The organism is Psychrobacillus lasiicapitis (assembly GCF_006861795.1).
Lineage (GTDB): Bacteria > Bacillota > Bacilli > Bacillales_A > Planococcaceae > Psychrobacillus > Psychrobacillus lasiicapitis.
On the sequence record NZ_VDGH01000018.1, the window covers coordinates 24,939 to 37,351 of the forward strand.

At 34.9% G+C, this 12,413-nt stretch carries 11 protein-coding genes; 5 read left to right on the top strand and 6 right to left on the bottom strand.

The features are described from left to right. The first annotated feature begins 654 nt into the window (after nt 1–654). Nucleotides 655–1,071, top strand: a complete 417-nt coding sequence (gene arr / locus FG382_RS21855; protein WP_142540970.1) for an NAD(+)--rifampin ADP-ribosyltransferase — start codon at nt 655–657, stop codon at nt 1,069–1,071. Between the two features lie 387 nt (nt 1,072–1,458). Here the strand turns inward: arr and FG382_RS21860 are convergent, their stop codons facing one another. From FG382_RS21860 to FG382_RS21885, 6 genes are all read right to left on the bottom strand, one after another. Then, entirely contained in the window at nt 1,459–2,127 is a 669-nt protein-coding gene (locus FG382_RS21860) for a DNA alkylation repair protein (protein ID WP_142540971.1), read from the bottom strand. Nucleotides 2,128–3,401: 1,274 nt separating this feature from the next. Then, nucleotides 3,402–3,812, bottom strand: coding sequence for a VOC family protein (locus tag FG382_RS21865; protein WP_142540981.1), 411 nt, complete (start codon nt 3,810–3,812; stop codon nt 3,402–3,404). A 762-nt stretch (nt 3,813–4,574) separates the two neighbouring features. Continuing rightward, nucleotides 4,575–5,672 carry an L-dopachrome tautomerase-related protein gene (locus FG382_RS21870; RefSeq protein WP_142540972.1) on the bottom strand — a complete coding sequence of 366 codons (1,098 nt, stop codon included), beginning with the start codon at nt 5,670–5,672 and terminating at the stop codon, nt 4,575–4,577. A 229-nt stretch (nt 5,673–5,901) separates the two neighbouring features. Then, on the bottom strand, nt 5,902–7,038 hold the full coding sequence (locus FG382_RS21875; RefSeq protein WP_142540973.1) for a zinc-dependent alcohol dehydrogenase: 1,137 nt from the start codon (nt 7,036–7,038) through the stop codon (nt 5,902–5,904). Between the two features lie 24 nt (nt 7,039–7,062). Further along, complete coding sequence (locus FG382_RS21880) at nt 7,063–7,425, bottom strand: spore coat protein (protein ID WP_142540974.1); 363 nt, start codon at nt 7,423–7,425, stop codon at nt 7,063–7,065. A gap of 16 nt (nt 7,426–7,441) precedes the next feature. Further along, on the bottom strand, nt 7,442–7,648 hold the full coding sequence (locus FG382_RS21885) for a spore coat protein (protein WP_142540982.1): 207 nt from the start codon (nt 7,646–7,648) through the stop codon (nt 7,442–7,444). 222 nt (nt 7,649–7,870) lie between these two features. Here FG382_RS21885 and FG382_RS21890 point away from each other — a divergent pair, with 222 nt between their 5' ends. The 4 genes from FG382_RS21890 to FG382_RS21905 are packed head-to-tail and all read left to right on the top strand — an operon-like array spanning nt 7,871 to nt 12,128. Further along, nucleotides 7,871–9,511 (top strand): spore germination protein, encoded by a 1,641-nt coding sequence (locus FG382_RS21890; protein WP_142540975.1) that lies wholly within the window; start codon nt 7,871–7,873, stop codon nt 9,509–9,511. Continuing rightward, nucleotides 9,501–10,718, top strand: coding sequence for a Ger(x)C family spore germination protein (locus FG382_RS21895; protein ID WP_142540976.1), 1,218 nt, complete (start codon nt 9,501–9,503; stop codon nt 10,716–10,718). The genes FG382_RS21890 and FG382_RS21895 overlap by 11 nt, the downstream gene beginning before the upstream one ends. Before the next feature lie 25 nt (nt 10,719–10,743). Continuing rightward, nucleotides 10,744–11,901, top strand: a complete 1,158-nt coding sequence (locus FG382_RS21900; protein ID WP_142540977.1) for a GerAB/ArcD/ProY family transporter — start codon at nt 10,744–10,746, stop codon at nt 11,899–11,901. Next, a complete protein-coding gene (locus tag FG382_RS21905) occupies nt 11,898–12,128 on the top strand; it encodes a YczF family membrane protein (RefSeq protein WP_142540978.1) in 231 nt (76 codons plus the stop codon). The genes FG382_RS21900 and FG382_RS21905 overlap by 4 nt, the downstream gene beginning before the upstream one ends. Nucleotides 12,129–12,413: the final 285 nt, after the last annotated feature.

Here is a 12,413-nt window from a genome sequence, read left to right on the forward strand (position 1 = left end):
TTTTGAAAAATATGCCATCCATTATAACATGTGCTTTTCTTTGGAATATAATTCCCGACCAAATAGTTGGACTTTTAAGGTTGCTATAATCTATCTCACAAATAGATAGAATTATTTCATTAGATTTTATTCGCGTGCTTGCTCTTTCTGTATACTCTACATAATGTCGCATATAAAAGTGCTATAGAGGCACAAGTACAACCAGATTATAGTGGAATTAATGGAGTTATCAGCACATTAATAGCAATCATAGTGGAAAAGAAATTCTTTTCTATTTGGGGCAGGTTTATATATTTTCGCTATAAGAACAGGAAATACGTGAAGACAACCCTATAAAAGAATAGGAATACGTTTACTTACACTCTTTCTTCTTGGGTTTCCACACACCTTTTTTACAAGCTAACTTCGCATAAAAAAAGACCATCATTATTGATGGTCTTGTTTAACTAATGCATTTGTTATTTTAAGTATAATTTCCCACTAAAAAGGGATTGCTAATTAATACGGAAAAATAGGTGTTTGTTGTTCAATATCATTCTCTCTAATTACATTATACCATTACTTACAGGTTATTTATAGACTACACTTTCTACAATTTTCTTACTATACTGTTATAGTTATACACAAATCTAAAAAATTAAGGAGTGTATCAGTATGAATGACAAAACAGATGTCCTGGATAATGGTCCTTTTTTTCATGGTACTAAAGCAGAACTAAAAATTGGAGATTTATTAGAATGCCAACACTTATCAAATTACCAAGATAAAAAATCTAACTATATATATTTTACTGCAACATTAGATGCTGCTAAATGGGGGGCTGAATTAGCAAAATCTAAATCAAAAGAAAGAATTTATGTTGTAGAACCATTAGGTTCTTTTGAAAATGATCCTAACTTAACTGACAAGAGATTTCCTGGAAACCCAACACGTTCTTATCGGTCTAAATCTCCTTTGAAAATAATAGCTGAATTAAGTTCTTGGGAAAGACATTCAGACGATGAAGTAAATCATATGCTTACATCTTTAAAAAAGTTAAGTGAACAAGGAAAAAATATAATATACGATTGATTCATACTATCTATCAGGTAATGATTTATAAAATTAAAAATCAATTTACTTTTGCACGCTTTCCGAACCCGTCAATTTTTTAAAAAACTGGACAATTAAAATCGAAATCCCCCCTCAATCCTTAAGGGGGGCACTTTTTTTAGTTTAACATAAGAAGCAAAATTAATAGAGAAAATTTCGACGTCTAATGTAAAACCCTTTCTTATACTCAATAAGCAAACAAGCTTTACTCCTTCTTGAAGTATAGCACCTGTTAGTTGAGTAGCAGATTTCACTAATGTTTAGTTTATTTTTTGAATTAGAGCAACGCTTATTACAATTTTCGTATTGGTGCTTTGAATTCCTCTATTTTTTTGCATTAAACTTTAATAAATTTTTCAAAGGTAACTAATTGTTATGTCGTTTGTTAACTTCAATCGTAATGAACTCCGGTAAATAGCTGGGTGTACATCCTTTTGCTACTATTTCATCTTTGTAAAGACCCGTTTTCTCACCAAGATTAATACAACGTGCACGATTCTTTTCATCATAAACGCCTATCCAGCCTGCGGTGAAATTCATAGCCCATTGAACTTCGGGTTCTTCCTGCGTAATATTAGCTTCTAATTTAGATAGTAAGTCTGCGGTGTTATCAGGCGGTGTTTGTCCAGTCCATCTCAAACGCCCTTGATAATACCAGAAGGCTCGCCTTTGAAGAGCAGAAGGGCTATTTTCCCATGACTCCATCAATGCAATACTCTTCTTGTCTTTGGTGAGCTGATTAGCCATCAACCAATCCATTAAGTTATTTCGCTCATCAAAAGTGTGAGTTTGCATATCCTTATCAAGCTTATTTAGCATTTCTTGTGAAAGAAGTTTTTTATCCATAATTAAGATTGCTAATAGTCTGGGCAAAAACACTTTGGTTGACCAAAGTTCCATAGCTAGTTCGTGATCTTTTTTAATGTCCTTCGCGATTTTTCGTAAGTCGCCTAGCTTAGTTTTACTATCGATCTGAGGTAGAATGTTTTCAGCTTTTGAAGAGCGTTTTATTTCTGAACCTTTATTTTCATTCATTTGATACAACTCCTTTATTAAAGCACTGATTCATAATATGTCCTTGATGGGATATATCAAGAACTTAATATCGATAAAGCCTTATTGCAGTGGTGGGCCTCCAAAGTTTACCTTTTTAATATTGTAATATATCGTATTAAAGCCTTCTCCACCATAATAGAAGAACAACCATCTTTAATAAAATATTAACATTTACTTCCTTTTAATTGGATTCGAAAAAAGCATTCCTTTTTAGAAAAACGCCCCTGTTATATAAATTATGAATTGAATCATCCCGTTCATATAGTCTAACAATTTCTTTAATCATAAAACTTATTCCCCTAGATTCATTTACATTCCTATCATAAGTTCAATAAGAAAAAGCTACCCTTATAGGCAGCCACTTGTTTTGCTAAAGCACCCGTTAGCTTAATAAGCATAAATGACGACAAAAAATGCAAATGCTAAAGAAATTATCGCCCTTGTTTTCCGTTTTACTTTTAGCTCCAAAACCCCCGTAACGAAAACAGACACACATATGAACAAAAGCATATATGGCATAAATTCAAAGTTCTTAGTAATAAGGCTATATCCTGCTAATGCGAAAGTAATAAATGATGAGATAATTCTTAATATTTACAGCATTTTTTCTTCCTCTATTCAATCACAGTACAAGTTCTTGTTAAATCACATCATTTTGAACTCTATTTATTATGGTGAAAATCAAATTCTTTCTTCCACTATATTGTTGCTTTACTTTAATACGTTAGAAACAAATAGAAGTTCCAGTTAATTAAATTTTCCATTAGAGATTAGCATAAATACATTTTTCTTCAACTAGACTGCCCTTTAGTTCAAAATTCTCGTTGCGTACCTTAACCTTAGTGAATACGTCCATTTATATGATACTGTAGTATGAAGATTTGTTAATTCATTTACAACAGGGAGATAAACCCTATCTGCAAGAGTAACAAAAATTAAGTAAGTTATTAGGGCTTGAATAATATGAAACTCTCCTAATGTACGTTTCGTCAATCTACCTCCTAAACCACTATTCATTTATACAATTTATCATAAGAACAGAAGGATATTTTACATAAAACTAACCTGTCCCGTCAGCGCAATGAGAAAAAGAGCTGCCTTAGCAACTCAATGAACTCAAACTAAAGGACCTGTTAGTTGAATAAGCAACTTTCACTCTGTTCCACCTAATCTTCATAACGTACAAAAAAAGCCAACACCTTGTGCTAGCTTCCTCCATGGTTTTATTGTGGGATACTTATATTTAGGATAAATTATTTTATTGCACTTTCATCCATGTAAAAAAGCTCCCAAAGATGACCGTCAATATCTTCAAAACTCCACCCATACATAAAACCATGATCTTGTGGTTCCTTAGAAGGTTTTCCGCCTGCGTCTAAAGCTTTGTTTACAATATCAATGACTTTTTCTTTACTTTCAACAGATAGTGCCAAGATTGCTTCATTACTTTTTGTAGAATCGGTGATTTCTTTTTTTGTAAAAGTCTTAAAATGTTCTTCAACTAACAACATAGCAAATATATTATCATTAATAATCATGCTTGCTGCAAATTCATTGGTAAACTGATCATTGAATTCAAACCCCAATTTAGAAAAAAATGCCTTAGTGTTATTTAAATCTTTAACTGCTAAATTTACGAATATCTTATCAGCCTGAACCCCCATGTTACTCACCTCTACTTTAGTATTGTCATTCACACTATAATTCTCTATTTTATAAATGAATTCCTTCAAAGAATGAAATTTTTTACAAAATCCGTTATCCAATATAAGAGAACGGCTTTCCTAATTGAACTAAACTGCCGCTTTAGTTCAAGAAGAAAAAAGACCTTACTCCTTCTCGAAGTAAAGCACCCGTTAGTTTTAGTATATTTTTTCACAATCTTAAAGGATGTATATGCATTGTTGCTTTTTTGATCGACGCCCCCTTTTGTTTAAGTATATTACTTCACAACTTTCTGGGGTTCTGATAATCCATTAGTAATCCTCGCTATTACTGTCCATAGGATGGCAGCTCCAAAAAATTTAAGTATTAAACCCTCATTTAATCCTTGATTTTTTCCTTTGTTTATATCTACTTCCCCCTCTAACTCCCTAACTCCTCGATTACAAATTCTAAGAAATGACTGCGAAAAACAGTGGCTCCTTTACTTACTAACATTTTATTAAAGAATAAATAATTACGTTCAAAACATTCAAACTACATCAGATTTCCATCAGCAAAACTTATTTCAGGAGTTGATTATATAATCGTACCCACTTCACCATTTAGCTACTTTTTCATCTGAGGATTCGTTTTTGGAATATGGTAGATCTTTTATTGTAGTTTACTATCTGAATCGTTTCTTGCACAGATACCTGTTTCTTATTTTAACTGACAAAAAAGGCAACTCTCTCATGAGGGATAGCTACCTTCGTTTAAGATTATTATGAAAAGGTAGAAGCAGGGAATTCATCAATTCTCATACGAAGTAAACTGTATGGTTTTTCCCGCAGGTCTCTTCCATAATGAAATCTCGCCTGCCGATGTAATTGATTCACTATGACATATAAGTATTGATCGGGTCCAATCGAAAAAGTATCCGGCCATAATATTCTCGGGTCATGTGCGATGGTTTCCATTACGCCATTCGGCAATATCTTCCGGATACTGTTGTTTTCATAGTCTCCCGCATAAATGGTTCCTTTTGCGCCGGTGATCATTCCATCAGACGCGCCTTTTTCCCCCCAATACTGTACATATTGGGATAAATTAATATCGTGTATCCTTCTGTCTCTTAGGGCTTCTGTTGAGATCGAGAACAGCTGACGGCTGGTTAAAGGAGCATAAAATAAAACCTTTCCATCAGGAGAAATTGCTAGACTATCGGAAGCCAATCTAAATGGGAAAGTCGAGCCGTCCGAGTTTCGATTCATCAAAATTGCACCTTCAACTTTTGGTAAAAAGTAGGGATCAGGTGAAGTTGATATTGTCCCATTTAACCGTCTAATTGCGTTACCATTTTCTAAATCTACGACGATAATGCCCCCTGGCCCTCTGGAAGAAGAATCCGTTATATACGCATAGCCTGCTCTTCCAACCCGAAAATCCAAACGGACATCATTCAAATATGTTGTTGGCAAGACAACATCTTCTGTAAAGGTATATACTCTCCTTATTGTATTCGTGCTTAAATCAACAGCAACTAATTTTGCTCCCCCTTGAATAGGTTCAGAAAAATTTGGTGCCCCTGTGTCTAGTACCCAAAGTGTTCCTCTTCCATCAGCAACGATACTTTGGACACTAACGAAAGACATAGAAATATTTCTAGTCTTAACCAAATTAACTTCTAAACTGGGATAAGGCTGCAATTCACCCTCAACAATTTCCGCCACAGTAAATTGAACGTTGTCTCCCCATTTCGGAAAGCAAACAAAAATACGACCAGTTTCGGAAACGCTGACACCTGTAGGCATAGCCCCATAAAAAGCATGCACCAGTTCAAACTGCCCATAATATTTTTCCATAGGTAATATAGGTTGCATGATATCCTCCTCATCAAATTCGATCGAATATACCTATATATGTTGAGATTTTCTTTTAATGCCTGGTTCTTGATAATTTTTTCTATCGTGATTGGATGGGACAATCCATGTAAATACAACAAATTAACAAATGAATCAATTGCACTGATTAAAAGGAATACAATTATTATTCTCTCCAAAATCTAAAAAAGCACCTCATAAGAGATGCTCGAAAACTAACCCGCCATATTTACGGTTTTAGTACAACTTTTATACAGTCTTCCATTTTGGTGTCAAATACTTCATAGCCATGCTTAGCTTGATCTAAAGGAAGTACATGAGTGATAATATCACTTGGATCAACCTTACCTTGGGCAATTAAATTATATAAATGCGGCATGTAGTGAATAACTGGAGCTTGACCTGTCCTAATATTCACATTTCGTTGGAAGATGTCACCTAATGGGAATGCATTATAACGTGCCCCGTAAACTCCTGTAATTTGAATTGTTCCACCTTTGCGAACAGCTTGACTTGCAATTACTAGAGCTCCCATAGCTCCTCCTTGTAATTTCAGACCAGATGCAAGAAATTCCAGTGGAGTCATTTTTCCACTCATTCCAACGCAATCAATGACTACATCTGCTCCCCCCTTTGTTATTTCTCTTAAATATTCACCACAATTTTCATGGTCTTCAAAGTTAACTATCTCGACGTTATTAGTACGTTTTGCATGTTTTAAACGATAACCAACGTAGTCAACTGCAATAACTCTTTTTGCACCTTTTAACCACGCGAATTTTTGTGCTAACAGACCAACTGGACCGCATCCTAATATTACGACCGTATCCCCTGCTTTCACTCCCGCATTGTCTACACTCCAAAATGCTGTAGATGCAGCATCTGCAAGTAACACTAAACTCTCATCCGCTACTTCACTGTTTTCTGGAATCTTAAAAGGTGTAAAATTAGCATATGGAACACGCATAAATTCCGCTTGACCACCTGGGAATCCTCCCGTCGTGTCTGAGTAGCCAAAATATGCGCCCATTTCTCCATTTTCATTCGCATTGTCGCATTGACTTTCTAATTCATGATTACAGTACCAACATTGACCACATGCTATATTAAATGGGATTATAACGCGATCCCCTTTTTTAACTTTCGTTACATCCTTACCTACTTCTTCTACAATTCCCATAGGTTCATGTCCAATAACATAATCCTCTCCAAGGTTTGGGATCATACCATGAATTAAGTGTAAGTCTGATCCGCAAATGGCAGTAGTAGTCAGTTTAACTATAATATCATCCGCTTTTTGGATGCTTGGGTCTTTCACGTTTTTTACTTGAACATTTTTTACACCTTGAAAAGTAACAGCTTTCATTATTTAAATCTCCTTCTCTATTCATTATTTCTTCGGTGGGCTTGGAAACATTCCTTTCCGATTTGTATCACCTGGAAAGAGATTTAAATTAGCTATATCTACTGCATTTTGAGCGGATTTAATATCCAATTGTTTTTGAAGTTCCAAATCAAATGGGTTTAACCATTGTTTTTTCATCATGAGATCTGCAATTTCGAAATATAAGGCAATTGTTACATCAAGTTGTTCCTGTAATAACTTTCTAATTGTAGGTGTTGCTGTTTCTGTCAATGCAATTGAAAGATTTCTAACCCCAGTTTTTGTTGATAACAAAAATTCAAGGGCTATGCCTGAATCAGTAAGTTCGGGCATTCCAACAGAATTTATAGGATCTAAATAGTCATTCATACGAACCGACCTCCGATTATTTTAACTCAGCATTTGAATATAGTTTTATCATTGCAGTTAAAGCTAGTGTAGATTGTTTTACGTCCTTCTCCATTAGCGCTTTTAGATCTTGGTCAAAAACGATACCTTGCATCATTTTAGATTTAAGTAAACATACTGTTTTAAAATTTATTACTTCATGAAATTCCAAAGTTTCATGAAGTGCTAATTTTTTTTCAAACATTCCTGCACCTCCGAATCTTTTCATCCATAGAAGATTACCCCAACAATGAAGTTTATATTCATAATAATTGAAGTCCTTTAATAGTGTGTATGTTGAAAAAATTTTTTTAATCTTCATGTGAAATCTCCCATTTGACTTTTATTCAAGACTAATTTTTTTCCAATTTGTTTAAAAAGGTTCTATCATGAACAAAATGGGTTGAAAAAGAAAGGTATTTGAGCTATGTTTTCATTTTTAAAACGAAAGAATCAAAAAAATGATAGAAAGATCCAAGAGATAAACAATCAAAATCAATCTAACAACAGACCACCGAACCTCATTGAAAGCTCTTTGTCCAAGAATCTTGAAGTCATTAAACAAAAAACAGGAAACAGTTCAGATATCATAATTCGCCCGTTAAAGATTGGTCATAATTCTCAGATAAAAATAGCCATTTTATATGTAAAAGGAATGGTTGACAATCAATCGGTTCAGGATTTTGTAATCGATTCAATTATGAATAACCAAAATTTAAGTGAAAAGCTCATACCACAAGAAGTGTTAGAAATTCTCATCGAAGATGTAGTTGCTGTAGGAGGAATTAAAGTAGTTAGTGATTGGGAAAAACTACTTACCGCATTAATGTCGGGTGAAACTATTACGCTCATCGATGGAATAAGCAAGGGGGTTTGTGCGAGTACACAAGGTGGACAGAGACGGTCTGTTCAGGAATCTACTACAGATGTTTCTATTCGAGGCTCTAAAGAAGCTTTTAACGAGTCAATAGAGACAAATACAGCCATGGTTCGTCGAATAATTAACAATACAGATTTATGGGTTGAGTCCATTAATATTGGCAAAATAACAAAAACTGAAGTTTCAATTATGTATATAAATGGCATCGCAAAGAATGAAATCATAGAAGAAGTACGTAAACGTTTAAAAGGAATAGACATTGATGGTATCTTAGAATCTGGATATATTGAACAGCTAATAGAAGATCAAACAAATACTACTTTTCCTACGATATATCATTCAGAGAGGCCAGATACTGTCGCGGGTAATTTGTTAGAAGGAAAAATAGCCATTTTTGTTAATGGAACTCCTTTTGTCTTGCTGGTCCCCGCCCTATTTATAGATTTTTTTCAATCAGCTGAAGATTATTATGAACGTTTTGATATCGCAACAGCTATTCGCTTTTTACGTACTGTAATCTTCTTTATATCCCTTGTCGGCCCTGCGATATACATCGCAGCTACCACCTTTCATCAGGAGATGATTCCTACAGAATTGGCTATTATTATTGCCGCACAAAGGGAATCTGTTCCGTTTCCTGCATTTATTGAAGCACTCATAATGGAAATAACTTTTGAAATTTTAAGAGAAGCCGGTATTCGCATGCCTAAAGCAATGGGTTCCACTATCTCTATAGTAGGAGCACTTGTCATTGGACAGGCTGCAATTCAGGCCGGCATTGTGTCACCTGCAATGGTAATAGTAGTCTCTTTGACAGCAATCGCCAGTTTTGCGACACCATCCTATGCAGTTGCAATATCAGCCCGTTTGGTTAGATTTATTTTTATGGTAAGTGCAGCTACATTCGGTTTTTATGGAATTATTCTAGTGTTTATTATGCTGATAGTTCACCTATGCAGCCTACGTTCGTTCGGTGTCCCATATATGTCACCACTTGCACCATTTATCCGTGAGGAAGCAGGTGATACCATTTTCCGAAGACCAATTTGGGCTTACAAGAAAAGACCACGATTGATCAGTGGCCAAAATAGGGTTAGTCAAGGAGAGGATCAGAAACCACAGCCTCCTCGTACTCGTATTATGAAAAATACTACTAACGTGGAAAAAGGTGAACCAAATGAATCATAACTGGATTCTTCTTTTCCTGATTATGACAAGCACAGTTTTCATCTCAGGGTGCTGGAATCAAAAAGAGTTAAATGAACTAGCGATTATATCTGCGATGGCGATTGACAAAAATGAAGATGGTAAGTATGTCAAGACCATTCAATTAGTCAATCCTGTAAACGTTGCTGGAGGACTTCAAGGTGGAGGAAGTGGCCAAAGTCCAACCGTAACCGTTTACACTGCAATGGGCGACAGTGTTCTGGAAGCACATTTCCATGCGACATCTAAAGTCTCAAGAAGGCTATATCACGGACATGCAAATCTAATTGTTATTAGTGAGGAATTAGCAACAGAAGAAGGTATTATAGATATTTTAGACGCCTTTGAACGAGATCCAGAAATTCGAATGACGTCAAGGGTGGTAATAGCCCATCATACAAAAGCAGGTGATCTCCTTAAATCTTTGACTGCCATTGATAAGATTCCAGCCGAAAAAGTGAACGGAACTATACATACTACCGAAAGAGCAAGAGGTGAAAGTATGGAAGTTAATCTTCAAGACGTTGTTACTACTCTCACCTCTGCAGGGAAAGAAACAGTTATTAGCGGATTTAGCTTAAAAGGAGATATCCAACAAGGAAAAAAGATAGAGAATATTCAACAGTCTGAACTGGATACCACTATTGAATCTGACGGACTGGCCATCTTTAAAGAAGGAAAGTTGGTTGACTGGTATCAAGGTGAAATGTCTAGAGGAGTAGTATGGATCTTAGATAAAATCCAACAGACAGATGTGATATTAGACAGGGAAGGACAGGAAAACATCTTAACTTATACCGTACTTCGCCAAAAAACAAGAGTCTCAGCTGATACAACAAACGACCTCCCTGTCCTTACAGTTAGAGTACGAGCAGAAGGTGATATTCGCGAAGTAAGGTCACAAATTGATCTAACCGATCCGTATGAGATTTTGGATATAGAAAAGGAATTAGAAAAAGAAATTAAGAAGCAATTAGAAAACACTGTTATACGAACACAGCAAAATAAATCAGATATTTTTGGATTTGGGGAAGTGGTTCGTCGTTCTGATCCGAAAAAATGGAAAAAGATGAAGAACGATTGGAATGATACATATTTTCCAAACTTAAAAGTAAATGTGAAGGTAGAAGCATTTATACGACGTTCTGGTAATAGAACCAATTCATATCTCTCAGATATGGAACAATAGGTGTCAAGAAATGGAGTGAAAAACATTGGAAAAGGCAAAAATCAGCGCATATCAGCTATTCATTCTAATTGTCTTGTTTGAACTTGGTAGTGCCTTGTTGGTACCTATTGCAATTGAAGCAAAACAAGATGCATGGCTTGCTATTTTGATTGGTATGGTTGGTGGTTTTTGCTTATATTTAGTCTATCATGGTCTCTACTCATATTATCCAGATATACCTCCTACTGAATATTCACAAAAAATTATGGGAAGTTTTTTGGGGAAAATATTGGCATTCATTTACGTACTATATTTTATATATCTTTCTGCCAGAGTTTTGAGGGATTTCGGAGAAATGCTAATTACATCCTTTTATTGGGATACTCCTTTGTTTATTTTGAATACATTGATGGCTCTTCTAGTAATATATACAGTTCGTAAGGGTATTGAGGTATTGGCGCGAACAAGTGAATTACTATTTGTTCTAATCTTTTTACTTGGGATTAGCGTTCTTTTTTTAATAGTTGTTTCCGGGATAATACAAATTTCTAACTTAAAACCAGTGCTTGAAGAAGGCATCAAGCCTGTTTTAAAAACAACATTTACTCAAACCCTATACTTTCCATTTGGAGAGGTGATTATATTTGCTATGATCCTCCCCTATTTAAATCGACCGGAAAAAGTGAAACAAATTGGTTTATTAGCAATTGGATTCAGCGGACTCATATTAGCGTCAGTCATGGCCATAAATGTTAGTGTACTTGATGTAAATAACATTACCCGGTCCCCCTTCCCCCTTCTTTCTACTATACAAACAATTGAGGTAGCTGGATTTTTAGAGAGATTAGATGTTTATTTTATACTAATAACGGTTATAGGTGTGTTTTTTAAAATGTGTGTGTTTTTCTATGCATCTGTAGTAGGAACAGCCAATTTATTTAATGTCAAAGAATCCGCACGATTAGCTTTCCCATTAGGACTAGCCATTCTGATTCTATCCATAACAATCGCCAGTAATTATTCTGAACATATTAAAGAGGGTCTTCATGTTATCACCCTTTATTTGCATCTCCCGCTTCAAGTAATTATTCCAAGCTTGTTACTTCTGATTGCATTTATTAAGAACAAAAAAAAGAAAAGCAAGCATAGCAAAAATTTATTTCCAAAAAGGAAGTATCGTTTAGTGGAGCGTGATAAAAAATGAAAATAATCGGTATTTCTATTCTGATGTTCGTCTTTTTAACTGTTTTTTCTCTATGCATGGACATTCTTTTAGGATTTGACCTAAACACCTCCATTAATAATGCTATTAGGCCTTTTCTAGTGATGGAAGTAACAGAAACAGTTATTTTCTTTCTCTTATTTTTTCTCATGGTTGTTGGTCCAGTACGTACTTTTTATAAAAAAAGAAAAAAGAAACAACAGAGATAAAAAATATGGAAGTATATTACTGTGCAGTTCTATTGCTTTGTTTGTACATAAACTTCTTGTTCGAAAGCTTCAATCCTTCACAATCTCAATCATAATTCTACATGAATACGCGAAAACGTTCTTCAACTAACCTGCCTCTTTAGTTCAATATGAAAAAAGAGCTGCTAAAGCAACCCCTTTGATCTCAACTAAACCAGCTAATAGGATGTCAATATTTTTCTTTAAAATTTCTATTAATCTTATGATATACTATTTTGTGCATGACAAATAGCCCTCCAAAAACCT